Below are 24,258 nucleotides of genomic sequence, written 5' to 3'. Positions count from 1 at the left end.
GTGAAACCGGACCGGTGGATCAGTCCAGTTTCGCCATGTCGTTTCGGATGACTGCTCTCAGATCGTCGATGGGCTTAAGCGACTGCCCGTCGTCGTAATGCCAGAACGTCCACCCATTGCATGCATCAAAGCCCTGCACTTTCGCGCCGAGGCGATGAATGGATCCGGCTTCGCCGTTTGCCGCCAGCGTGCCGTCGGCGCGGACAATCGCGCTGTGGCGGCGGCGTGCGTCGGTCAGAACCTGACCGGGCTTGACGAGGCCTGCTTCGACCAGCGTGTTGAAGGCGACGCGGGGTTCTGCCTTCTTGCCGGTCATGACCGTCAGTTCCGCCTTGCCGAGCGGTTCGACGGAGGCGATGCGGGCCGAAGCCGCATCGATATAGTCCTGCTCGCGCTCGATGCCGACGAAGTTGCGGCCGAGGCGTTTTGCGACAGCGCCGGTCGTGCCGGAGCCGAAGAAGGGATCGAGGATCACGTCGCCCGGCTTGGTGGAGGCCATTATGACGCGAGCCAGCAGCGCTTCCGGCTTCTGGGTCGGGTGAATCTTCTTGCCGTCTTCGCCCTTCAGCCGCTCATGGCCCGAGCAGATCGGGAAGAGCCAGTCTGAACGCATCTGCACGTCGTCGTTGGAGGCCTTCAGCGCATCGTAGTTGAAGGTGTAGCTCTTGGCCTTGGCATCGCGGCTGGCCCAGATCATCGTTTCATGGGCGTTCTGGAACCGGCGGCCCTTGAAGTTCGGCATCGGGTTGGTCTTGCGCCAGACGATATCGTTCAGCATCCAGAAGTTCAGGTCCTGCATGATCGTGCCGACCCGGAAGATATTGTGGTAGGAGCCGATGACCCAGATCGTGCCATGCGGCTTCAGAACGCGGCGGCAAGCCAGAAGCCATGCACGGGTGAAGGCGTCATAGACTTCGAAAGAGGCGAACTGGTCCCATTCGTCGTCGACGGCATCGACCAGCGACTGGTCGGGACGATGGAGAGAGCCACCGAGCTGGAGATTGTACGGCGGATCGGCAAAGATCGCATCGACCGAGTGATCCGGCAGGGCTTCCAGAGCGGCGACACAATCGCCCTTGATGATGGAGTTTAGCCAAGTGTCCGGACGGACCTGTTGCTTCAGGTCGGCCAGCGGAAGAACTGCTGCCATTGGGTTACTCGCTACGCTGTACTCATTACGAATTTACTGACTGTTATGGTTACCTATGTTGGTTACTAAAGCCTGAACCAAACTGGTAAAAAATGAGAAAATCGTCATTCTGGAACAAATTTTTTCGCGGAGAATTCTTGTTGCCGCTGACTGCCGCCTGTGACAGGTTACGCCGCAATATACAGGGGGAGCATCCATGCGGTTTCTTGCGGCCATTACCCTTCTTGCTTCTGTCTTATTCAGCTTTACTGCAGTTGCAGCAGATCAATCGATCATCGTCCTGGATGCATCGGGTTCCATGTGGGGCCAGATCGGCGGCAAGGCCAAGATCGATATCGCCCGCGAGACGCTCGGCTCCGTGCTGAAATCGGTACCGTCCGACAGTGCCATCGGCCTGATGGTCTACGGCCATCGCGACAAGGGCTCCTGCAGCGATATCGAGCTTGCCATTCCCCCGGCGACGGGAACTGCCGACAATATCCGCAGCTTCGTCAAAGGCATTACGCCAAAGGGCAAGACGCCGCTTTCCGAAGCCGTGAAAGAGGCTGCCGAAGCGCTCAAGTATACCGAGGAGAAGGCGACCGTCATCCTTGTGACGGACGGGCTGGAAACCTGCGAAGCGGACCCTTGCGCGCTGGCCAGCGCGCTTGAAAAGAGCGGCGTCGATTTTACCGTGCATGTGGTCGGTTTCGGGTTGACCAAGGAAGAAGGCAAGCAGGTCGCCTGCCTGGCGGACAATACCGGCGGCAAGTATTTCCAGGCCTCCGATGCAAAGCAACTGACCGATGCTTTGAAGAAAACCGTCGTCGAAAAACCGCAGCCGGCGCCGGCGCCCAAGCCCGCCCCTGCCTCGCCTCCGCCGGCCCCCAAGGTTGCGATGAACGTCCAGCCGGATGCCGTGCTTGCCGAAGGCGGCGCCTCGCTTGGCGAAAACAACGACATCCAGTGGAAGTTCTTCCTGCTGGATGCCAATGACAATCCGGCCGAGGATCCCGTCGAGACCGCCTACAAGGCGCATTTCTCGACACATCTCGACCCTGGCAAATATCTGGGGGTTGCCACCCTGCACGGCGTGATCGTGCGCAACGTGCCCTTCGAGGTGAAGGACAACGATGTCGCCAAACCCTTCGTCAATTTCGATGCGGCGCAGGTGACGCTCGTTCCGCGCCGGGCAAAAGGCGCCGAGCCGGACAGCAATGCCGTGCTGGAACTGAAATTCGGCGATTATGAAGTGACCGAATACGGGCAGAAGGTCACCTATATTTCCGCCGGCGACGCCGCGATCAAGGCAACGATCGGACCGGCCAGCGTGGAAGAGACGCTGACGGTCAAGGCTGGCGAAATCCTCACCCATGAGATCATCATCGGCTCCGGCATCGTCACGGCCAAGGCGGTGTATGCGGATGGCGGGCCGGATGTCGATTCGCGCGAGATCTTTTTCGAGATCGTGCCGCCGAAGAAGAATATCGACGGCAGCCGCAAGACCGTGGCCTACAATTACGGCAACGATGCAAAGCTGGATGCGCCGACCGGCGACTATCTGCTGGTCGCGACGCTCGGCAAGGCGGTCGGCGAGACGGCGTTTACGCTCAGCGCCGGCCAGGCCAAGAACGTGACCGTGAACATCAACGGCGGCGTCATTGCGATCACCGCCACAGGTGCCGACCGGATCGAGGTCGTGTCGGCGAAAAAGGATATCCAGGGCAACCGCAAGGAAATCACCGCCACCTACGGCCCGGAATGGCAGGACACTGTGCCCCCCGGCGACTATATCGCCCGCGCAACGTTTACCGGTGATACGGCGCCGAAGGAAAAGCCGGTGACGGTGAAGGCGGGCGAGCGGAGTGAGGTAAGTTTGGATTGATTGGGTGAGGCAAGCGCCCATCTTCCCCCTTGCGGGGAAGATGTCAGCGGAGCTGACAGATGGGGGTGGTGCTACAACCTCTACCGTCGAGTTTGCTGAACCACCCCCCTCTGTCGCCTCCGGCGACATCTCCCCCGCAAGGGGGGAGATTGGAGAGCCCATCAACCCGCATGCACCTCCCGGCTATCCCCCGGCGCCTCATCCCGCTCGAACATGCCGTAGTCCCTCACCACATGCGCAATACGCAAATGATAATCCGCAAACACCCCGCCCCTCCCCTTGGCCTGGGCGACACGATGACCTTCGACATTACGCCATGCCTTCACCGCCTCCTCGTCGCGCCAGAAGGACAGCGACAGAAGTTTCCCCGGCATCGTGAGGCTTTCGAACCGTTCGACGGAAATGAACCCGTCCATCTGCTCCAGCGTCGGTTTGAGGCCGGCGGCGATGGCGAGATAGTGGTCGCGTTCGCCCTCGGCGGGCACGACTTCGAAAATGACGGCGATCATGGTTTTACCAAAGCTCCGTGTGGCAGGGACACATTCTTCAGGAAGATACGGTCTTCCTTGAGGATGAAGCGTTCGCGCTTCGAAAAGGCGTAGTTTTCCTGGCCGAGCGCATCGGCTGTCAGCCGGGCGCGATAGGCTTCGTAGGCGGCGAGGCTTTCGATATTGTAGACACCATAAGCCGTCGTCGCCGAGCCCTCATGCGGACCAAAATAGCCGATCAGATCGGCGCCGCAACGGGGAATGGCCTGCCCCCAGTTGCGGGCATATTCGGCGAATTCTTGCTTCTTGAACGGGTCGATCTCGTAACGGATGAAGCAGGTGATCATGACGTTTCTCCTTTGCAGATGTGGATGTCTTGCCACATTGCGCAACAGGAATGCTTCGGTTACGATCGAAGTATGAAAGAAGGTGCTTCATGAAAGAAGGTCCGGATATTGCCCGCATCGGCACGCTGATCGGCGACCCCGCGCGTGCCAACATGCTGACCGCGCTGATCGGCGGTCAGGCATTGACGGCGACGGAGCTGGCGCAGGCGGCCGGCGTTACACTGCAGACGGCCAGTTCGCATCTGTCGAAGCTCGAGGATGGCGGATTGATCGCCCAGCGTAAGCAGGGCCGGCATCGTTATTTCACGCTGGCCGATGCCGCCGTCGGCACGCTGATCGAAAGCATGATGGGTTTTGCCGCAAGCCGCGGCCATCTGCGCCACAAGCCGGGACCGAAGGACCCGGCGCTGCGCAAGGCGCGGGTCTGTTACGATCATCTGGCAGGCGATTACGGGGTGCGGATGCTCGACAGTTTCGTGGCACGCGAGGTGATCGAAAGCGACGGCGAGAACCTGAAGGTGACCGAGGGCGGTCAAGGCGAGCTCTCGGCGCTCGGTATCGATATCGGCAAGCTTGCCGCCAACCGCCGGCCGCTCTGCAAATCCTGCCTCGACTGGAGCGAGCGGCGCTCGCATCTGGCAGGAACGCTCGGCAAGGCGCTGTTGCAGAACTTCATGGAAAAAGGCTGGGCACGGCGCAGCCTCGAGAGCCGCGCCGTGCTGTTCACGCCGGAAGGCGAAAGAAAGTTTCTCTCGCTGTTTCCGGTCTGATTTCAGCCTTCGTCAGGCGTCGATCTGCGGCTTGCCGCCATAGATGGCAACGCCCTTCAGCACCGCGGCTGCAAGAGCCGATTTCAGCGCCGCGCCGAGGAAAAACGGCATGACGCCAAGCAGCCATGCCTTTTCCGCGCCGATCATCGCGCCGAGCCACACGCCGCCGATCGCCAGGCACAGGATGTTGGCCGAGAAATGCGCGGCAAAGCTGGCGATCACCCGATTGCCCGTCCAGCCCTTTTCCGAAAGCCAGCCGGCCAGCATGGCCACCAGCGGGAAGGACACGAGGTAACCGCCGGTCGCGCCGAGGAAATAGGGCACGCCGCTTGCGCCATTCGTCCAGACCGGCAGGCCGGCAAGGCCTTCGACGACCCAGGCCAGAACCGTCAGGCCACCAAGGCGCCAGCCGTAGAGCGCGCCGATCATCGTCACCGCAAAGGTCTGCATGGTGATCGGCACCGGCACCATCGGAACGGCGATGCGCGAGGCAAGCGCGAGGATCATCGTGCCGGCCGCCACGAACAGCGCTCTGATCACGAAGGACCGTTCAGCCAGCCGGAAGGGATCAAAAACCGGCATCGTCTGGGGATTGTTGAGGGACATAAAGCTCTCCTTTTCAAATTATAGATAATTTTGATTCCCATCTATTTTATGATTTGGATTTTTGGAAAGCGCAAGCGTTCGAGTGATGGGCAGCGGCGACAAAAAGCCGAAAAGATGCGCATCACCGTGAAAAATGCCCATTTTATCGGGCTTTCTCATAGCGATAAAATTATCTATAATTTTGGAAATTGATCAGCCGACTATGGCGAAAGCTTCGCGTGAACCACCTGTGCGGGCCGCTTGCGGACCCCGTCCGATGCGCTGAACGTGCTTTTGAAGGATGGCCGCCGCTTCGTCGGCATGGCCCTGCCGCAGCGCGTGCAGGATGGCGCGGTGGTCGTGGTCCGTGTGTTTTTCCCAGCCCGACTGCCAGGCGGAGAATAGGAAACGCGCGCTTGCCGCATGCAGGTCGTCGATCGAGGCGAGCAGGCGGTTCATGCCGCAGGGCGCCAGAATCAGCCGGTGGAAGCGGCGGTTGGCGTCTTCCCATGCCTCGACATCGGCGGCGGCATCGCCTTCGCGGGTCGCCTCTTCGGCGGCATCGAGGATGGCCGGCGTCAGGTGGCGGGCGGCGTGGGTGAGCGCCAGCACTTCGAGCACCGCGCGCATTTCCGCCACTTCGCGCACCTCGGACAGATCGAAGGAGGCGACGCGGACGCCGCGGCGCGGCTCGCTGATCGCCAGCCCCTGTGCCTCAAGGCGGCGGAAGGCTTCGCGGACCGGCACATGGCTGGTCTGGAATTCCTCAGCGATGTGATCCTGGCGGAGACGGGCGCCCGGCGCGAGCTCGCCACGCACGATGCGATCGGCAAGTACCCGGCTGATCCGGCTGGCGATTGTGTCTTCCGGCTCCTTGCCCATGGCCATTCCTTAGAGGGCGCTCCCCGGCTTGTCGAGAGCCGCCCGTTCAGCTTCCATCTGCCATGCGCGAGTATTGATTGAGGTTTTGGCACCGGTCGTATAAAAGGCCGGCGCATTCCACCGAAAGGCCTGTTCCATGAGCGGATTCGATCTCATCATTTTCGATTGCGACGGCGTGCTCGTCGATTCCGAAATCATCGCGGCGAAGGTCGAGTCGCGGCTCCTGACGGAAGCGGGTTATCCGATCAGCGTCGAGGAAATGGGCGAGCGCTTTGCCGGCATGACCTGGAAGAACATCCTGCTGCAGGTGGAGCAGGAAGCCTCCATTCCGCTCTCCGCCACCCTGATCGACAAGTCGGAAGCGCTGCTGGATGCGCGGCTTGCCCGCGAGGTGAAGATCATCGAGGGCGTCAAGTTCGCGCTGGCGCGGCTCACCACGCAGCGCTGCATCTGCTCCAACTCTTCCAGCCAGCGGCTGGACATGATGCTCGAGAAAGTCGGCCTGAAGCCCTATTTCGCGCCGCATATCTATTCCGCCAAGGATCTTGGCCCGGATCGCGTCAAGCCGAAGCCGGACATCTTCCTGCACGCTGCAGAGCAGTTCAAGGTCTCGCCGGATCGCTGCCTCGTCATCGAGGATTCCACCCACGGCATCCACGGCGCCCGCGCCGCCGGCATGCGCGTGGTCGGCTTTACCGGCGCCTCGCATACCTATCCGAGCCATGCCGACCGCCTGACCGATGCCGGCGCAGCCACGGTGATCTCCCGCATGATGGACCTGCCGGCCGTCGTTGCGGCGCTCAGTGAATGGGCCGACGCGCTTTAAAGCTCAGAAATCGACCGTCAGATTGGCCTTTATCGCATGCGCCGCCATCTGGCTGGCGAACTCGCCGGAATAGGAAAGTTTCAGCCGCGCGGTTTTGGAAATCTGCGCGGTCACGCCTGCTTCGACCACCGCCGTATCGCGTGGGACCGTCAGGCCCTCGATCATGAACGGGCTGCCGCCGGAGACGAAGGCGAGCGTTGATGATGGCGTCAGGTCGCCGATCGCGCGCCGCCAGCCGAGCATGCCGGAAAGCGTGAGCGGGATTTCGCCCGGCACTTCCGCCGCCCAGCGCAGGCCGAGCGTCGCAAACGTGACGTCGTCCCTGCCGCTTCGGCCGGCAAGTGCCGCCGCGCCGCCCTTTTCGCCAAATCCATCCGTATCGAGATAGACATAGGCGAGGTTGGCAAACGGGCTGAGCTCGACATCGCCGGCCCGCATGCGCCATTCGACATCGCCGAAGGCCTGCGCTGTGGTGCTGTCATAATTCGCCTTCAAGCGGTCCCTGAATGTGCCGAAGGCGACGGTTCGTTTTGTGGAGACCTCGTTCCTCGCATAGAGCGCACCGCCGGTGAAGGTGAGCGCGCCCCAATCGGCACCGGCATAGATGCCCGCATGATAGGAATCGGCATCCGCGTCTCCCCCGGCCGATACGTGGCTGTAGCCAAGCACTGCGCCCAGCCGGGCGTTGGCGGAGATATCCACATCCGCGCCGACCACCACGCCGCCGGTATTTCCCGTCAAGCCGGAGGCATTGCCATCGCCGGCAATGTGACCGGTGGCACCGAAGGCCGTCATCCAGGAGCTTGCGCCGCCCAGCGGAGAGATGGGGACGGCGCCATGCATGCGGTCGACGATCGCGTCACGCAGGAAACGGCCGTCCTGCAGCAACTGAGTTTTCAGCGAGCCATGGATTTCCCCGCTCAACTGGCCGAATGCAGAATCGGCTGTCGCGGCGTCGAGTGGCAGGACGGCGAGATAGAGCGTATCGGCGGCGCCGAGCGATTCGACGGCGGTGGCGGTGGCCCGTCCATTCGAGGTTTCGGCGACATCGGCAAAGTCCACCGCATTGCGATCCAGCTCCAGAGTCACGTCCGTGCCGCCATAGATGACGGTCGGCGTCAGGAAGGCGAGATCGGTGGTGACGTCGTCGAACGCGCCGGTGACACTGCCGGCCGTGATGATCGTGTAAGTCGTCGATGGCGCATAGGTGCCGGTGCCCGCAAGGATTTCCAGCGTGCCGCCCTCGATCGTCACCGCGCCCGTGGCATTCATCCGGTCGGCAAGACCGGAAGGGTCGGTCTCGACGCGGAAGGTCGAGCCGGTTTCGAATTTGACATTGCCGTTGACGGTGACGGTCGCGAACCCCGGCCCGGGTGACAGGATGCCCCCCGCCCCGACCGTCAGGCCGCCGATAGCGCCGGTGCCGGCCAGAATGCCGCCGGTATAGATCGCCACCGTTCCGGTGATCGTGCCGTCATTGATCAGCGTGCCGCCGCTGACGGTCGTCGAGCCGGTGATCGTGCCGCTATTGGAGAAGGTGCCGCCGGTATTGGCGAGCGATGCGACCGTGCCACCATTCGAGGCTGTGCCGGCATTGGTGACCGCACCCGCCGTCGCACCGAGATTATTGACGAAATGCGCGGCGGCGGCAACATCGACATTGGTGACCACGAAATTGTTGGTGACCGTGCCACCCGAGACCCTGGTCAGGCCGGTGATCGTGCCGCCCGCATTGTTGGTGAAGCTGCCGGCCGTGTTGGTGAGCGAGGCGAGCGTGCCGCCGTTCGAGGCGCTGCCGGCATTGGTGACGGCGCCGGCCGCTGCGCCGGTATTGTTGCTGAAATTGCCGCCGGCGCCCACTTCGACTGCGCAAAGCGTGGCGTTGTTGGTGACGGTGCCGCCTGAGACGGTCGTCTTGCCGGTAATTATGCCGCCGAAATTGTTGGTGAAGGAGCCTGCCGTATTCACCAGGAGAATCACCGTGCCGCCGTTCGAGGACGTGCCGGCATTCGTGACCGCACCGGCCGATGCGCCGGTATTGTTGGTGAAGGCGCCGCCGGAGGTGACTTCCACGGCGCCGAACGTGGCGTTGTTGGCGACGGTGCCGCCGGTTACCGTCGTCGTTCCGGTCACCACGCCGCCGGCATTGTTGGTGAACGAGCCCGCATTGTTGACCAGCAGGATCACCGTGCCGCTGTTCGATGCCGTGCCCGCATTAGTGACGGCACCGGCCTTTGCACCGGTATTGTTGGTGAATGTACCGGCCGTGCCGATATCGACGGCGCCGAGCGTCCCGTTGCTGGTCAGCGTGCCGTTGGTGACATTCGTTTGACCCGTCACGGTGGCGGTCGCATTGTTGGTGACGATGCCGCCGGAGGTGATAGCGAGATCACGCAGCTTGCCGTTATTGTTCAGCGTGCCGCCGCGAATATTCGCCTCGCCGTCGATAGTGCCGTCATTGATGAAGGTTCCGCCGGACGCATCGACATCGCCTGTCAGCGTGCCGGAAACGCCGAGATGACCGCCAGTCAGCGTCACGTCGGAGATCAGCTCGCCGCCGGTCGAGACTTCCAGGCGGCCCATGTCGAAAACCTTGGTGCCGCCGGTCGCGGTCAGATCTGCGCCGACCTTCAGTGTGCCGCCGGAGACATCGAGGCTTTTGACTTCCGCGTCGCTCGAAGCGATCGGCGTTCCGGACTGGATGATAGCCGCATCACTGGCGCCGGGTGCGGCTGGCGCCGTATCCCAGTTGGCGCCATCGGAAAAATCACTGCTGCCGGCACCGGTCCATGTGGATTGCGCCGATGCCGTCACCGGCAGCGCGACCGTCAGGGAGACGAGCGCGGAATAAAGCCGCAACCGTTTTTTTGCGCGCGCAAACCCCGCTTCGACCATCATCCGTTCCTCATGCCAGAAACCGCCGAGGACATGCAAAGTCCTTAACGATATTCTAATATTAAGTACGGGATTTATGGTTAACCGAGGTTTAACACCGGACGATCAGCCGACCGTCCGGCAAAAAGTTTTAAAGCTTAGCCGCGGCGAACCGGCTTCTTGGCCGGGGTAGCGCCGGTATCGAAGCTCAGGCGGACGCGGGTGAAGCGCGATGCGCCACCGGCAGCGTTCGGAATCTCGACGTCCGGCTTGTTGAAGATGAGCTGCGTGCCGCCGGCCGCCAGATCGACCGGGAACGCCACCTTCTGCGAATAGATGACATTGTCACCCTCGACGACCTCGACGAGGATTGGCAACGTGACCTTGCCTGGGTTGCCGGCAGGCCCCTGAACTAGGCGAACCTGTGCGAGCACATTGATCGTCAGCGTCGTTTCGTTGGCCGTGCACTGGCGTGTCATATCGCCGAACGATGCCTGGTAGGCCAGCTTGTCCGCCGACTTTTCGCCGCCACGGGCATAGGACTGATAGATGGCGGTCTGTTCCGGCAGGACGACCTGCGGGCAATAGGCCTGCACGACAGCGGTCGCGTTGTCGGTGCTCGGTGAAGACGCCCTTGGCATCACCACGGGCTGACTGCCTTTGGTCGGCGCAAAAGAAGAGTCGGGCGGCCCCATCGTCGTGTCGCAGCCGCTGAGGACCGCAATCAATGAAACTGCCAGAAGACCGCGCGAAATCTTGCCAAACACGTTACTCAACCCTCTTCCATCCCGTCGCATGCCCATTGCAAGGCTTGTTTCTCTGCGGACCGAACATGTCATTTTCCGGTCTTTCACCGCCGATTTCGATGGTCTATATCAGCGGCGCGAATAAAAATCGATTGGGGATTGAAGGTCGTGGACTACATTTCTACCCGGGGCGAAGCTCCTGCACTCCGTTTCCGCGATGCAATGCTCGCCGGCCTCGCCCGCGACGGCGGTCTTTACGTGCCGCGCGAATGGCCAACCATGACCAAAAAGGAAATCCGGGCACTGCGCGGCAAGTCCTACCAGGAGGTCGCTTTCGAGGTTTTGAAGCACTTCGTGGCCGGTGAAATTCCCGACGACAAGTTCAAGGCGATGATCGACGAGGCCTATGCCACGTTCCGCCATCCGGCTGTCGTGCCGCTCGTCCAGACCGGCCCCAATGACTTCGTGCTCGAACTTTTCCACGGCACGACGCTGGCGTTCAAGGACGTGGCAATGCAGCTTCTCGCCCGGCTGATGGATTACACGCTGGCCGAACGCGGCGAGCGCGCCACAATCGTCGGCGCCACGTCCGGCGATACGGGCGGTGCGGCGATCGACGCCTTTGCCGGTCGCGAGCGCACCGATATCTTCATCCTCTTCCCGCATGGCAAGGTCTCGCCGGTACAGCAGCGGCAGATGACGACGTCGGGTGCCGCCAATGTGCGGGCGATCGCGGTAAAGGGCAATTTCGACGATTGCCAGAACCTCGTGAAGGACATGTTCAACGACGTTGCCTTCCGCGACCGGTTGAAGCTTTCCGGCGTCAACTCGATCAACTGGGCGCGCATCATGGCGCAGGTGGTCTATTATTTCACCGCCGCCGTTTCGCTCGGCGGGCCGGACCGCAAGATTTCCTTCACCGTGCCGACCGGCAATTTCGGCGATATCTTCGCCGGCTTCGTCGCCAAGAAGATGGGCCTGCCGATCGACCGGCTGGTGATCGCCACCAATGACAACGACATCCTCGCCCGTACGCTGAAGACCGGCCGCTACGAGATGAAGGGTGTCATGGCGACGACATCGCCTTCGATGGACATCCAGATCTCGTCCAACTTCGAGCGGCTGTTGTTCGAATCCTACGGTCGCGATGCGGCGGCCGTGCGCTCCGCCATGGCGGGCCTCAAACAGTCCGGCGCCTTCGAAATCCAGCCGGAACCGCTGAAAACCATCAAGCGCGAGTTCCGCGCCGGCCGCGCCACCGAAAAGCAGGTGGCCCAGACGATCCGCGAGACGCTTACCGCCACCGGCTACCTCATCGACCCGCATACCGCGACCGGCGTTTTCGTCGCTTCGAAGAATGCGAAACCCTCCAGCCCAATGGTAACGCTTGCCACCGCACATCCGGCCAAATTCCCGGCCGCGGTAAAATCCGCTTGCGGAATTGATCCGGCGCTTCCATCATGGCTTGCTGATCTAATGCAAAGGGAGGAGCGCTTCGATATCTTGGAGCCTGAGCTTAAGGCCGTCGAAACCTTCATCGGCCAGCATGCCCGCGCTTGAGTTTAAGAGTATCGGCGGCGCCGGAAAGACTTAGAACATGAACGTAGAAGTAACCCGGCTTTCCTCCGGGCTGACGGTCGTCACCGAAACCATGCCGCATCTCGAAAGTGTTGCGCTGGGTGTCTGGATCAAGTCCGGATCGCGCAACGAGACCGCAGACGAGCACGGCATTGCCCATCTCCTCGAACACATGGCCTTCAAGGGCACCGCAAGGCGCAGTGCCCGCGACATCGCCGAGGAAATCGAGAATGTCGGCGGCGAGCTGAACGCTGCGACCTCGACCGAAACCACCTCCTATTACGCCCGCGTTCTGAAGGACCACGTGCCACTGGCGGTCGACATCCTCGCCGATATCCTCACCGAATCGGAATTCGACGAGGAAGAGCTTCGCCGCGAAAAACATGTCATCCTGCAGGAAATCGGCGCTGCCAACGACACGCCGGACGATGTGGTCTTCGACAAGTTCTCCGAAGCTGCCTTCCGCGAGCAGACGATCGGCCGGCCGATCCTCGGCACGCCGGAGACCGTGCAGAGCTTCACGCCCGGCCAGATCCGCAATTATCTGTCGCGCAATTACACGACCGACCGGATGTTCGTGGTCGCTGCCGGCGCCGTCGATCACCAGATCTTCTGTCGCCAGGTGGAAGAGCGTTTCGCCCGGCTGCCGCTGACGCCGTCCGCACCGCCCGTCTTCGATGCCGCCCGTTATATCGGCGGCGACAGCCGCGAGGGCCGCGACCTGATGGACGCGCAGGTGCTCATCGGCTTCGAGGGCAAGGCCTATCACATGCGGGATTTCTACTGCTCGCAGATCCTTGCCAACATCCTCGGCGGCGGCATGTCGTCCCGCCTCTTCCAGGAGGTGCGCGAGAAGCGCGGCCTCTGCTATTCGGTCTATGCCTTCCATTGGGGCTTTTCCGATACCGGCATTTTCGGCATCCATGCGGCGACCAGCGGCAACGAGTTGCCGACGCTGGTGCCGGTGATCATCGACGAACTGAAGAAATCCTCCGAGACGATCCATCAGGTCGAAATCGATCGCGCCCGTGCGCAGATCCGCGCCCAGCTTCTGATGGGTCAGGAAAGCCCGGCCGCCCGCGCCGGCCAGATCGCCCGGCAGATGATGCTCTACGGACGTCCTATCCCCAACCCGGAACTGATGGAACGTCTTGAAGGCATCACCACCGAGCGTCTGACCGATCTTGCCGGACGGCTGTTTTTCGATACAGTTCCGACCCTGTCCGCCGTCGGCCCAATCGAACAGCTCGCCCCGATGGAAGACATCGTTTCGGCGCTTTCCACGCCGGGCGTCCAGACCAAGAAGGCTGCCGGCTAAGCCGGCGCCCGACTTTCCCGCGAACAGGGCCGGAGCAGAACGAGGATGGCGAAGTCGGTGTTTCGGTTTCTGTCGAGGCAGCCCGACACGCCTGAGCTTTACGGCGACGACCATCTGCTGCGGCTGCCCCGCTATTCCGACTACAGGGCCTGGTTCAAGCTTCGCTCCGAAAGCCGTGGATTCCTGCAGCCATGGGAGCCGGTCTGGCGTTCCGACGAACTGACCGAAGGCGCCTTCCGCGCCCGCGTGGTGCGCAGCGGCCAAGAATATTCCTCGGGCCTCGCTGTGCCTCTTCTCCTCTTCCAGCGGGACGACAATGCCCTGCTCGGCGGCCTTACCATTGGATACATCCGGCGCGGTGCGGCGCAGAGCTGCATGATCGGTTACTGGATGGGCGAGAAACATTCCGGTCGAGGCCATATGTTGGCCGCATTGAAAGTGGCTATCCCGTATATCTACGGCGGACTTCAGTTGCACCGGATCGAGGCAGCCTGTATTCCGGAAAACTGGAAAAGTGTCCGGCTTTTGGAAAAAGCCGGTTTCGAGCGGGAAGGTCTATTGCGCAAGTACCTCAAAATAAACGGCGAATGGCGCGATCACCTGATGTTCTCCCGACTGCCGGAAGATGGTGAATTCGGGAAGATGCTGAAGCTATGAGCGCGGCGGTGTCTTGTATTGCGTATCTGGTCGGTTTGGTTGCGTCGGTGTTTGCATTCGTGCTCCGTCCGGCCTCGGCACACCCCCCTCTGTCCTGCCGGACATCTCCCCCTCAAGGGGGGAGATCGACTCGCGGAAACCTCTCGCCCATCTCGAACGACGCAAATCGGGCAAGGCAGCGCGCCTTTCCAATCTCCCCCCTTGAGGGGGAGATGTCCGGCAGGACAGAGGGGGGTATCACGTTCTTCAACCGCGCTTATGTGATCACCGCTTTCCTCGCCGCAATGTCCTTCGCCGTTGCCAGTGCCCATGCCGCCGAACCCGTCAAAATCGCCCGCGACGACACCGCGCTCGACCTGACCCGTACCACCGACATCTATACGAACCAGGGCGAGGCCTTCCAGGTTTCCACTGCCGCCGGCTCTGACGGCATCCGCCGGCGCATCGAAGTGCGTGCCAGCTCCCCTGGACACCAAGGCGACTGGGCGGTATTCGCGCTCTCCAACGTTTCCGAAGAACAGCTCGACCGCGTCATCGTCGCCCCGCATTTCCGGCTTGCCAATTCCAAGATGTTCTGGCCGGATCTCGGCTCGCAGCGCATCATCTCGATCACCCCGTCGGAAGGTTTTGCGCTGGACCGGATCGCCAGCGCCGATGCCGACGTGTTCCGCATCACGCTCAACCCCGGCTCGACCATCACCTTCGTCGCCGAGCTCGCGACCCCATCGCTCCCCCAAATCTACCTTTGGCAGCCGGACTCCTACAAGGACACGGTCAACTCGTTCACGCTCTATCGCGGCATCGTGCTCGGCATTGCCGGCCTGCTTGCCGTGTTCCTGACCATCCTGTTCGTGGTGAAGGGCACTTCGATGCTGCCGGCGGCGGCAGCCCTTGCCTGGGCGGTGCTTGCCTATATCTGCGTCGACTTCGGCTTCCTCGACAAGCTGATCGCCGTGACTTCGTCGGACCAGCGCATCTGGCGCGCGGCAGCGGAAGTGGCGCTTGCGTCATCGCTTGTCATCTTCCTGTTCACCTATCTCAATCTCAATCGCTGGCACGTGCATCTGGGCTATGCGACGCTCGCTTGGGTCGTCGGCCTCGTATTGCTCGGCGGCGTGGCGATCTACGATCCGTCCGTCGCATCCGGCATCGCGCGGCTTTCCTTTGCGCTGACCGGCACGGTCGGCATTCTGCTGATCATCTATCTCGGCTTCAACCGCTATGACCGCGCCATCCTTCTGGTGCCCGCCTGGGGGCTGATCCTGGTCTGGCTGTTCGGCGGTTGGCTGACGGTGACCGGCCGCCTCGACAACGACATCATCCAGCCCGCACTCGGCGGCGGTCTCGTGCTGATCGTCCTGCTGATCGGCTTCACGGTCATGCAGCACGCCTTTGCGGGCGGCGCCTATCAGCAAGGCCTGTTCTCCGATCTCGAGCGCCAGTCGCTGGCGCTGACCGGCAGTGGCGATACGGTCTGGGACTGGGACGTAGCGCGCGACCGCGTCGTCACCACGCCGGATATTTCCACTCGTCTCGGGCTCGATGCGGGCGCCATGCACGGGCCGGTGCGCAACTGGGTGCCGCGGCTGCATCCCGACGACCGCGACCGGTTCCGCGCGACGCTCGACGTGCTGCTCGAACATCGCCGCGGCCGCCTGAACCACGAATTCCGCATCCGCGCCGAAGACGGGCATTTCCACTGGCTGCAGATTCGCGCCCGGCCGGTTCTCGGCTCGAACGGCGAAATCATCCGCTGCGTCGGCACGATCATCGACGTGACCGAACAGAAGAATTCCGTCGAGCGCCTGCTGCAGGACGCGATGCACGACAACCTGACCGGTCTGCCGAACCGCCAGGTCTTCCTCGATCGCCTGCAATCGGTGCTGACGCTGGCGCCGGGCGGCGATACCGTGCGCCCGACCGTGATGGCGATCGACATCGACCGCTACAAGCAGGTGAACGACAGTCTCGGCATCGCCGCCGGCGACAACATCCTCATCGCCCTGACGCGCCGCCTCCGCCGCCTTCTGAAGCCGCAGGACACGCTGGCGCGGCTTTCCGGCGACCAGTTCGGCCTGATCCTGGTTTCCGAGCGGGATCCGGGCAAGGTGGCGGATTTTGCCGATGCGGTCTCCAAGGCGATCATGGTGCCGATCAATTTCGCCAATCGCGAGATCATCCTCACGGCCTCGATCGGGCTTGCCTCCTGGGTGGACCAGCAGGAAAGCGCGTCCGGCATGCTGGCCGATGCGGAACTGGCCATGTACCGGGCCAAACGCGCCGGCGGCAACCGCGTCGAGCCGTTCCGCCCCGCTTTCCGCTCCGCCGGCACCGACAAGCTGCAGATCGAGACGGACCTCCGCCGCGCCATCGAGCGCAAGGAACTCTCGCTCGCCTACCAGCCGATCATCAGCCTGAAGGACGGCGAGATCGCCGGGTTCGAAGCTTTGATGCGCTGGGAACATCCGAAACGCGGCAGCATCCCGCCGTCGGAATTCATCCCGATCGCCGAAATGTCGGACCTCATCGGGCCGCTCGGCCTTTTCGCCCTCGACCGCGCCGCGTCCGACCTGATGAACTGGCAGGGCCAGACCGGGAATTTGCCGGTCTTCGTCTCGGTCAACCTGTCGAGCGCGCAACTCCTGAACGCCGATCTTTACAACGACGTCCGCAGCCTGCTGCAGAAAACCCAGGTCAATCCCAGCCAGATCAAGCTGGAATTGACCGAGTCGCTGATGATGGAAAACCCGGAACAGGCGCGGCTGGTGCTGGCAAAGCTCAAGGAAACCGGGCTTGGACTGGCGCTCGACGATTTCGGCACAGGATACTCGTCGCTCGCTTACCTGACGCAGTTCCCGTTCGACACGATCAAGCTCGACAAGGCGCTGGTGCGCAACGCGACGGAAAAGCGGGCGGTTTTGCTGCGCTCCGTCATCGCCATGGCACGCGCGCTCGAAATGTCGGTCGTCGCGGAAGGAATCGAGACGGACGAGGACGCGGCCGAACTCGCCAAGATGGGCTGCCATTTCGGCCAGAGCTATCTCTTCGGTCCGCCGGCCGCAGCAGATGCCGTGCTAAAGCTCTTGAAGGAACGTTTTCCGCTGACGAAGCGGGCTTAGTCGTCCGTCGTTTTAGGCGTTTTACGCAATACTTTGCAGCCTTACGTTTCAGCGCCCTTTGTCCAAATCAACCGGGGCTATTGCATATGGACGAGAGACGGTCCGGCAAACTCCTATCTCCCCCCTTGCGGGGGAGATGTCGCTGGAAGCGACAGAGGGGGGTGGTTCAACACCCTCCCCGTCGAATTTGGGGCACCACCCCCATCTGTCAGCTCCGCTGACATCTTCCCCGCAAGGGGGAAGATGGGTGGCTGACGCACCGTCTTCCATTCGTATGAGAGCTTGGCGCTCACCGCCCGTGAATCATCCCGTGGATGAATTCCAGCTTGCCGACGACGGCGGGCGTCAGGATGAACGGGTAGAGGTCCGGCACGCCCATCGAGCGGTGCAGGCTGTTGATCGCTACGCTGAACGGCACCCAGGCGGAGACCAGTTGTTCGGCGCTTTTAGCCTCATATGGGCGGAAATCCACCTCGGCCGCTAGTTCCTCGTGGCGTCGCGGCTCGATCGACATGCCGTAGGCACGCGCGGTTTCCAGCGTATCGACGATGTGGAGATAGTGCGCGAAGCTTTCGGCAAAGTCCTCCCACGGGTGACAGCTAGCATAGGTGCTGATGTAATATTCCTGCCAATCCGGCGGCGGGCCGTTTTCGTAATTGCGCTGCAGCGCCTCGGCATAGTCAATTGTCTCGTCGCCGAAGACGGCGCGAAAGGCATCGATCCTGCCGCCGTCGCGCACCAGCTTGTCCCAGATATAATGGCCGGTCTCATGGCGGAAGTGGCCGAGCATGGTGCGATAGGGCTCGTTCATCGAAACGCGAACCTGTTCGCGCGTCACGTCGTCGGCTTCCGCCGCGCGGATGGCGATCAGGCCATCCTCGTGGCCCGTCATGGCCGGCACGATCGTGCCGTCCTCCTTCACCTCGTCGACCAGGAAATCGAAGACGAGGCCGCCTTCAGGGTCCTCCTCTCGATTGGTGCGTGGCAGGTTCCAGCGTAGGAGCGAATAGAAGAGATGCCGCTGCGCCTGGCTGATATGGCGCCATTGGCTAAGCCCCGCTTCTGTGGAGGCATCCGGCACCAGCCGATTATGCCGGCAGGCCGGGCAGAATGTGTGCGGATCGTCTGCCAGGACCGTCCAGTTGCAGATATCCATGGCGGCATTGGCGCAGAGACGTACCTTTTGCTCTGGCACGGCGCCGAGATGCCATGTGCCGTCCGCCTCTTCCTCCAGCGCATGCATGGCAAGCCTTTCCGGCACGAAAGCCAGCCTATGGCCGCAATTGACGCAGGAGCGGTTGTCGAAATGAATGGGCTGGCCGCAATGATCGCAGTCGTAGAGGCGCATGGAGAGATCCGTGAACTAGAGTAATTCCAGCAAAAGTGCGAAGCGGTCTTGCGTCCGGAATTGCGCAAATGAAGACGTGGAGCTGTCCCGCGATACGAAGAACAGCAAACGGCTCCAAAGGGAGCCGGACATAGAAAACCTGCCCCGGCCGAAGCCGGAACAGGTTTGAAATTTCGGACGAGAGCGACCGTTATGCGCGATCTACGACGTCCTTGGCGGCTTCTTTCAGCTTGCCCTTGGCCTGCTGTGCATGGCCCTTGGCTTCCTGACCGGCGCCCTTGGCCTTCAGCTTCGGATTGTCGGTCATGTCGCCGGCTGCCTGCTTTGCCTTGCCGGCCAGTTCGTTGGCCTTGCCGGCCATCTTGTCACCAGTGCTACCCATTGGACTTCTCCTCGTTTCGTCGACGTTTCAACGTCTTGCACAAGGAGAACGCGGCTTCTGCGCGCTTCGTTCCGGCCATTTCAAAATTTTAGATTTGAGCCTCAGGCGTGGCCGGCTTCGCTGGACAACATTTCCGGGCTGACACCAAGGATAGCCAGCGCCCGCTCGTATTTGCCTTCCAGCGAACGATCGAAGATCAGTTCCTCATTGGCCGCACAATTGAGCCAGCCGTTGTTGGAAATCTCGGTCTCCAGTTGGCCCGGCCCCCAGCCGGCGTAACCGAGAAGCATCGTGGCACGTGCCGGTCCCCGGCCGTCGCAGATCGCCCGGATGACGTCGAGCGTGGCCGTCAGCGAGATATCGTCGCTGACCGGGATCGACGACTCGCTCGAAAAATCGTCCGAATGCAGCACGAAGCCGCGACCGGTTTCCACCGGACCACCAGACAGGATCGGGAAGTTGCGGGTCTCGCCCGGCAACATGATCGCATCCGTCTTGTCCATCAGCTTCAGGTGCAAGAGCACGTCGGTGAAGGAAATCGATTGCGGCCGGTTGATGATGAAGCCCATGGCGCCCGCCGCCGAATGGGCGCAGATATAGACCACCGTGCGAACGAAATTGTCGTCCTGCATGCCGGGCATGGCGATCAGGAATTGTCCGTCCAGGAAGCCGCGTTCGCGCTTGTCCTTCAGGGTCGAGAGAGCCATCATGCCTCCAGCCTGCGATCCGGTCCGGCTGTGCGGACTAGAAAGCGTCAGTTGCGCCATTCCAGACAAGATGGGGCAGTCCGGGCGATCAATCAACCGAAAATGATCGGCGTCGAAACGCTCGTGACTGGTTCGCTCCAGCTATATCGATTAAATGCTTGGTCGATGAAGATGACTGTTATTCGCATGTTTCCGACCCGCGCGTCTGCGACGCTTGCCGCTTGCCTCGTCGTTGCCGGGGCACTTGCGGCTGCGCCGTTCTGCCATGCGGAAATGACACCCTGGGCCAGCAATGAAGGCGGCCGGATGCGGATCGTCGCGATGCCGCCGGAACCGGACGGCACGGTGCACGGCGCGCTGCAGATCGAACCCAAACCGGGTTGGATCACCTATTGGAAAGAGCCGGGCGATGCCGGCATTCCGCCGCATGTGATGTTTTCCAAAGCGGACGGCGTGACGTTCAACAGCTTTGCCTTTCCCGTGCCGAAACGGATCGATAACGGCAAGCTGCGCGATATCGGCTACGACCAGCCGGTGACGTTGCCTTTCGAGCTCAAGGTGCAGGATCCCCTGAAGCCCTTGAACCTCGGCGCCTCCGCCTTCATCGGCCTCTGCCGCAATATCTGCATTCCCTTCCAGGCGGAATTCTCGCTGGCGCTGGCGCCGGTCAATGCCACGCCCGTGGAAGAGGCAATGATCCTCAACACGGCCATGTCGCGGCTGCCCGAAGCGCCGTCGGACGATTTCGCCGTGACCCATTACGCCATGACGCATGGGCGCGACAGGCTGAGCCTGACGCTGAAACTGCCGGCAGCCATCACCAAGCCGCCGCAGGTGATCGTCACCGGGCCGGAAGGCCATGTGTTGTTCGACGGCATCAACGGCCGGCAGGACGGCGACGGTTACTCGCTGGACATGCCGGTCGGCAAGCTGCCCAAGAACTATGACATCAAGGGCAAGCGCTGGGGCATTCTGGTGATTGCCGGCAACCGTGCCATGGAAACCTCGCTGGCCTTCGAGTGATCTGTTTCGGCAGACTGATTTCGTCCGCGCCATCGGCCTGTCCTCCTTGTCTTATGTCAAGTCGGGACTATAGTGCGCCGCAAAAGGCGGGCCGGAGGTAGTGCTCGCCTGAAGAAGAGGAGCTACCCTATGACGATTGCCATCGGCGAAAAACTGCCAGCTGCCAAGTTCAAGGAAAAGACCGCAGAAGGTCCGGTGGAGATCACCACCGAGCAGCTGTTCGACGGCAAGAAGGTCGTTCTTTTCGCCGTCCCCGGCGCATTCACGCCCACCTGCACGCTGAACCACCTGCCGGGCTACCTGGAAAACCGTGACGCCATCCTCGCCAAGGGCGTCGACGATATCGCGGTTCTGGCCGTCAACGACTGGCATGTCATGGGCGCCTGGGCGCAGCAGACCGGCGGCATGGGCAAGATCCACTTCCTGGCCGACTGGGACGGCGCCTTCACCAAGTCGCTCGGCCTCGACGCCGACCTCTCCGCCGGCGGCCTCGGCGTGCGCTCCAAGCGTTATTCGATGCTCGTCGAAAACGGCGTCGTAAAGTCGCTCAACGTCGAGGAAAGCCCCGGCCAGGCAACCGTTTCGGGTGCAGCCGCGATGATCGAGCAGCTCTGACCTGCTTCATTTCAATAGTCGAGACAGGGCGCTGCGGCGCCCTTTTTCACACCGACAGATCGAAGACCATCAGGCCCGACAGCCCGCCATCGGCCGATGCGACGATGCGTTCGCCAACGGTGATATGTTCGGGGTGGGCAAGATAGGCGTCGCGCGCTTCCGGGCTTTCGAAAGTGACGATGAAACCGTCGAGAAAGCCGCCATTCAGGCCTTCCGGCGAGACGTTCGGGCCGTATTTGACGTCGAGAATGCCTGGCGTGACGTTCTTCAAGGCGGCAACCGCCTCATAAAGCGCCTGTTTGTCGGCCGGTTGAAGGGCGCCTTTGAACCGGACGAAAACACAATGCAGGATCATGGGCGGACCTCCAGGATATGGGTTCTTGATTTTGGGCAGAGATTAGCGGCAAAGCCGGCAAGCGCAACCGGGTTCAGGCGATTTCCAGAAGCAGGGCGCGATGGTCGGATACTTCCGGTTCGGCCACCACCTCGAAGCGTGCGACATTCACCTCCGGCGTCACCAGCAGATAGTCCGCATACCGTCCCTCCTTCGGATACCACGAGGTGCGCGTATCGATAAAGCCGCGAGTGGTGACGAGATCGACGAGACCGATTTCGCCGAGGATCGAGAATGTCTCGCTATCCGGCAGGAGATTGAGATCGCCGCAGACGACCAGCGGCTCGCCCCTTTCGCGGACCTTTTCGATCAGCGCCACCAGCGCATGCGCCTGCTCCCGGCGGGCGGGCGTATCGCCCTTGCCTTCGAGGTCGCGCAGGCCATGCAGCTGGACGATCGTCAGTGCGGATCCGGTCTCGTAGCGGAAGATGCGGACGCCGTGAGCGTTGCGGGCGCGCGGATGCGGTCCCCAGCCATCCGCCGAAAACGCTCCGTGTACGAAGCCGTTGTGCTGGCCGAGGATCGGAAACGTGCTGCGCACGAAAGTGCCGAGGCCGAATTCGGACGCCACCTCACGCTCGCCTTCGAACAGCGTGCCCCGGGCCATCGGCGCGAAGGCCGATTCATGGCCGGGAAGCACCCATTTCACGTCTTCATAAAGGCTGGCGCGCTGCGGCAGTTCGAACGCCCCGTCACGATAGACGAGCCATTCGGCAGACGCCGACGGCGTGCGCGTCACCTCCTGCAGGCAAAGCACATCCGGGCTCTCATCCCGCAGATAACGCATCAGCGGCTCATGAACACGCCCGCCCCAGGCGTTGAGGGAAATGATCTTCAGGGTCATCGGCCAGCGTTCTGTCAGTGGATCGGGACGTCGTGAATTGCGAAGCCCCTTGGGTGGGAACGGTTCAACTTGCAGCAATAATCTCAAGCGGCAGCCATCTCAAGAGGCGGCGAAAGGCAGGGCCTCCCGCCTTCCCTCTGCGGCCTACTTCTTCTTGAACGGCGCCATGCCTTGCCGTGCCAGCTCGTCGGCACGCTCGTTTTCCGGATGGCCGGCATGGCCCTTGACCCAGTTCCACTTGACCTTGTGGCGCTGGTTGGCGGCATCGAGCTGCTGCCAGAGCTCACCATTCTTGACCGGCTTGTTGTCGGCGGTCTTCCAGCCCTTTTTCTTCCAGCCGAAAATCCACTTGGTAATGCCGTCCATCACGTATTTGCTGTCGGTATGGAGATCGACTTCGCAAGGCGTCTTCAAGGCATTCAGCGCGGTGATCGCGGCCAGCAGCTCCATGCGGTTATTGGTCGTATCCGCCTCGCCGCCGAACAATTCCTTGGTGGTTTCGCCATAGCGCAGGATGGCGCCCCAGCCGCCGGGACCGGGATTGCCGGAGCAGGCGCCGTCGGTGAAAATCTCGACCTGTTTCATGGTGCGATCCCATATTCGGCGACAGAGGATATCTGCCGGTGGAAGCGCAGCTTGCGCAGATATTCGAGCGGGTCCTTCTTCACCACCAGCGCGCCAGCCGGCGTCGTCAGCCAGTCGTAAAGGCGGGTCAGGAAGAAGCGGAGCGCAGAGCCGCGGGCGAGGACAGGCAGCGCCGAAAGCTCATCCTTCGACAGCGGGCGGACGCTCTGGTAGCCCTCGAGCATCGCCATCCCCTTGGTGATATTATAGGAATGGTCCTTCTCGAAGCACCAGGCATTGAGGCAGATCGATACGTCGTAGGCGAGCAGGTCGTTGCAGGCGAAATAGAAGTCGATCAGGCCGGACAGCTCGTCGCCCAGGAAAAACACATTGTCCTGGAAGAGGTCGGCATGGATGACGCCGGCCGGCAGGTCCTTCGGCCAGTGGCTGCCCAGAAAATCCAGTTCGGACGAAATCTCGTCCTGCAGACCTTTCTCCACCTCGTCGGCGCGGTCGGCGGACTTGGCCCAGAGCACCTTCCAGCCTTCGAGCGACAGCGCATTCGGGCGGGTGAGATCGAACCCTTCGCCCGCTAGATGCAGTTCCGCCAGCGCCTTGCCCAGCTGGCCGCAATGTTTTGCCTCGGGCTTCCTCAGCCACATGCCTTCGAGGAAGGAGATCAGCGCCGCCGGGCGGCCGGAGAGTTCACCGAGCAACTGGCCGTCGCGGCGCGGCAAAGGCAGCGGGCAGGACAGGCCGCGGGCGGCGAGGTGCTGCATCAGGCCAAGGAAAAACGGCAGGTCGGACTTTTCCGTGCGCTTTTCGTAGAGCGTTAGGATCAGCGGATCGCGGGTGGTGTGCAGCAGGAAGTTCGAATTCTCGACGCCCTCGGCGATGCCCTTGTAGGAGGTCAGCTCACCGGTGTCGTAGTCGGTCAGGAAACGCTTGAGGTCGTCTTCGGTGATGTCGGTGTAAACGGCCAAGGTGGTCTCACTGTAAGGGATTCGATGGGATCAACTGAGAAGAGATATACCCCCCTCTGCCCTGCCGGGCATCTCCCCCACAAGGGGGGAGATTGGCTAGCCGCTCGGACACAGTTTCAAAAACAACGTTGGAGATAAGCGAGACGTTGCCGCGATTCGATCTCCCCCCTTGTGGGGGAGATGGCCGGCAGGCC

At 61.9% G+C, this 24,258-nt stretch carries 23 protein-coding genes; 9 read left to right on the top strand and 14 right to left on the bottom strand.

Annotated features, from left to right (window positions below):
* Positions 1–19 precede the first annotated feature (19 nt).
* Positions 20–1,150 carry a site-specific DNA-methyltransferase gene (locus KX729_RS06260; protein ID WP_219741565.1) on the bottom strand — a complete coding sequence of 377 codons (1,131 nt, stop codon included), beginning with the start codon at positions 1,148–1,150 and terminating at the stop codon, positions 20–22.
* Between the two features lie 196 nt (positions 1,151–1,346).
* On the opposite strand from KX729_RS06260, the gene KX729_RS06255 reads away from it, so the two are divergent.
* The gene (locus KX729_RS06255) at positions 1,347–3,014 is read left to right on the top strand and encodes a vWA domain-containing protein (RefSeq protein WP_219741564.1); all 1,668 of its coding nucleotides are present in this window, start codon (positions 1,347–1,349) and stop codon (positions 3,012–3,014) included.
* A 161-nt stretch (positions 3,015–3,175) separates the two neighbouring features.
* Here KX729_RS06255 and KX729_RS06250 read toward each other — a convergent pair whose 3' ends face one another.
* Both KX729_RS06250 and KX729_RS06245 read right to left on the bottom strand, forming a co-directional pair.
* Positions 3,176–3,523, bottom strand: coding sequence for an antibiotic biosynthesis monooxygenase family protein (locus KX729_RS06250; RefSeq protein ID WP_219741563.1), 348 nt, complete (start codon positions 3,521–3,523; stop codon positions 3,176–3,178).
* Complete coding sequence (locus tag KX729_RS06245; protein ID WP_219741562.1) at positions 3,520–3,849, bottom strand: NIPSNAP family protein; 330 nt, start codon at positions 3,847–3,849, stop codon at positions 3,520–3,522. Before KX729_RS06245 ends, KX729_RS06250 begins: the two co-directional genes overlap by 4 nt.
* Before the next feature lie 89 nt (positions 3,850–3,938).
* Between KX729_RS06245 and KX729_RS06240 the strand changes: the two genes are divergently transcribed.
* On the top strand, positions 3,939–4,619 hold the full coding sequence (locus KX729_RS06240; RefSeq protein WP_219741561.1) for an ArsR/SmtB family transcription factor: 681 nt from the start codon (positions 3,939–3,941) through the stop codon (positions 4,617–4,619).
* 12 nt (positions 4,620–4,631) lie between these two features.
* On the opposite strand, the gene KX729_RS06235 is transcribed toward KX729_RS06240, so the two are convergent.
* Positions 4,632–5,225 (bottom strand): biotin transporter BioY, encoded by a 594-nt coding sequence (locus KX729_RS06235; RefSeq protein ID WP_219741560.1) that lies wholly within the window; start codon positions 5,223–5,225, stop codon positions 4,632–4,634.
* Positions 5,226–5,417: 192 nt separating this feature from the next.
* Positions 5,418–6,086: a GntR family transcriptional regulator gene (locus KX729_RS06230; RefSeq protein WP_219741860.1), complete on the bottom strand. Its 669-nt coding sequence runs from the start codon at positions 6,084–6,086 to the stop codon at positions 5,418–5,420.
* Between the two features lie 136 nt (positions 6,087–6,222).
* Between KX729_RS06230 and KX729_RS06225 the strand changes: the two genes are divergently transcribed.
* The gene (locus KX729_RS06225; RefSeq protein WP_219741559.1) at positions 6,223–6,912 is read left to right on the top strand and encodes an HAD family hydrolase; all 690 of its coding nucleotides are present in this window, start codon (positions 6,223–6,225) and stop codon (positions 6,910–6,912) included.
* A 3-nt stretch (positions 6,913–6,915) separates the two neighbouring features.
* On the opposite strand, the gene KX729_RS06220 is transcribed toward KX729_RS06225, so the two are convergent.
* Both KX729_RS06220 and KX729_RS06215 read right to left on the bottom strand, forming a co-directional pair.
* On the bottom strand, positions 6,916–9,810 hold the full coding sequence (locus KX729_RS06220) for an autotransporter outer membrane beta-barrel domain-containing protein (RefSeq protein ID WP_246617429.1): 2,895 nt from the start codon (positions 9,808–9,810) through the stop codon (positions 6,916–6,918).
* Positions 9,811–9,944: 134 nt separating this feature from the next.
* Positions 9,945–10,553 carry a PilZ domain-containing protein gene (locus KX729_RS06215; RefSeq protein ID WP_219741858.1) on the bottom strand — a complete coding sequence of 203 codons (609 nt, stop codon included), beginning with the start codon at positions 10,551–10,553 and terminating at the stop codon, positions 9,945–9,947.
* Positions 10,554–10,691: 138 nt separating this feature from the next.
* On the opposite strand from KX729_RS06215, the gene thrC reads away from it, so the two are divergent.
* The 4 genes from thrC to KX729_RS06195 all read left to right on the top strand — a co-directional run bounded on the left by thrC (position 10,692) and on the right by KX729_RS06195 (position 17,204).
* Positions 10,692–12,092 (top strand): threonine synthase, encoded by a 1,401-nt coding sequence (gene thrC, locus KX729_RS06210; RefSeq protein ID WP_219741558.1) that lies wholly within the window; start codon positions 10,692–10,694, stop codon positions 12,090–12,092.
* 37 nt (positions 12,093–12,129) lie between these two features.
* Positions 12,130–13,428 carry a M16 family metallopeptidase gene (locus KX729_RS06205; protein WP_219741557.1) on the top strand — a complete coding sequence of 433 codons (1,299 nt, stop codon included), beginning with the start codon at positions 12,130–12,132 and terminating at the stop codon, positions 13,426–13,428.
* A gap of 45 nt (positions 13,429–13,473) precedes the next feature.
* A complete protein-coding gene (locus tag KX729_RS06200; RefSeq protein ID WP_219741556.1) occupies positions 13,474–14,085 on the top strand; it encodes a GNAT family N-acetyltransferase in 612 nt (203 codons plus the stop codon).
* A 212-nt stretch (positions 14,086–14,297) separates the two neighbouring features.
* The gene (locus tag KX729_RS06195; protein WP_376775927.1) at positions 14,298–17,204 is read left to right on the top strand and encodes an EAL domain-containing protein; all 2,907 of its coding nucleotides are present in this window, start codon (positions 14,298–14,300) and stop codon (positions 17,202–17,204) included.
* Positions 17,205–17,493: 289 nt separating this feature from the next.
* Here KX729_RS06195 and KX729_RS06190 read toward each other — a convergent pair whose 3' ends face one another.
* The 3 genes from KX729_RS06190 to KX729_RS06180 form a co-directional block, all read right to left on the bottom strand.
* A complete protein-coding gene (locus tag KX729_RS06190; protein ID WP_219741555.1) occupies positions 17,494–18,552 on the bottom strand; it encodes a zinc-binding metallopeptidase family protein in 1,059 nt (352 codons plus the stop codon).
* Positions 18,553–18,742: 190 nt separating this feature from the next.
* Positions 18,743–18,934, bottom strand: coding sequence for a CsbD family protein (locus KX729_RS06185; protein ID WP_219741554.1), 192 nt, complete (start codon positions 18,932–18,934; stop codon positions 18,743–18,745).
* Positions 18,935–19,035: 101 nt separating this feature from the next.
* Positions 19,036–19,641, bottom strand: coding sequence for a YqgE/AlgH family protein (locus tag KX729_RS06180; protein ID WP_219741553.1), 606 nt, complete (start codon positions 19,639–19,641; stop codon positions 19,036–19,038).
* 171 nt (positions 19,642–19,812) lie between these two features.
* Here KX729_RS06180 and KX729_RS06175 point away from each other — a divergent pair, with 171 nt between their 5' ends.
* The gene (locus KX729_RS06175; RefSeq protein ID WP_246617427.1) at positions 19,813–20,664 is read left to right on the top strand and encodes a protein-disulfide reductase DsbD domain-containing protein; all 852 of its coding nucleotides are present in this window, start codon (positions 19,813–19,815) and stop codon (positions 20,662–20,664) included.
* A 129-nt stretch (positions 20,665–20,793) separates the two neighbouring features.
* Positions 20,794–21,279 carry a peroxiredoxin gene (locus tag KX729_RS06170; RefSeq protein ID WP_219741552.1) on the top strand — a complete coding sequence of 162 codons (486 nt, stop codon included), beginning with the start codon at positions 20,794–20,796 and terminating at the stop codon, positions 21,277–21,279.
* A gap of 46 nt (positions 21,280–21,325) precedes the next feature.
* Here the strand turns inward: KX729_RS06170 and KX729_RS06165 are convergent, their stop codons facing one another.
* From KX729_RS06165 to KX729_RS06150, 4 genes are all read right to left on the bottom strand, one after another.
* Positions 21,326–21,634 (bottom strand): Dabb family protein, encoded by a 309-nt coding sequence (locus tag KX729_RS06165; RefSeq protein ID WP_219741551.1) that lies wholly within the window; start codon positions 21,632–21,634, stop codon positions 21,326–21,328.
* Positions 21,635–21,707: 73 nt separating this feature from the next.
* The gene (locus KX729_RS06160) at positions 21,708–22,511 is read right to left on the bottom strand and encodes an endonuclease/exonuclease/phosphatase family protein (RefSeq protein WP_219741855.1); all 804 of its coding nucleotides are present in this window, start codon (positions 22,509–22,511) and stop codon (positions 21,708–21,710) included.
* 150 nt (positions 22,512–22,661) lie between these two features.
* The gene (rnhA, locus tag KX729_RS06155) at positions 22,662–23,102 is read right to left on the bottom strand and encodes a ribonuclease HI (RefSeq protein WP_219741550.1); all 441 of its coding nucleotides are present in this window, start codon (positions 23,100–23,102) and stop codon (positions 22,662–22,664) included.
* On the bottom strand, positions 23,099–24,064 hold the full coding sequence (locus KX729_RS06150) for a homoserine kinase (protein ID WP_219741549.1): 966 nt from the start codon (positions 24,062–24,064) through the stop codon (positions 23,099–23,101). Before KX729_RS06150 ends, rnhA begins: the two co-directional genes overlap by 4 nt.
* Between the last annotated feature and the right edge of the window lie 194 nt (positions 24,065–24,258).

Origin of the sequence: Neorhizobium populisoli, assembly GCF_019430945.1 — a bacterium.
GTDB classification, from domain to species: domain Bacteria; phylum Pseudomonadota; class Alphaproteobacteria; order Rhizobiales; family Rhizobiaceae; genus Neorhizobium; species Neorhizobium populisoli.
Note: the sequence above shows the minus strand (reverse complement) of the source record. Positions and strands in the feature narration are given on the sequence as shown.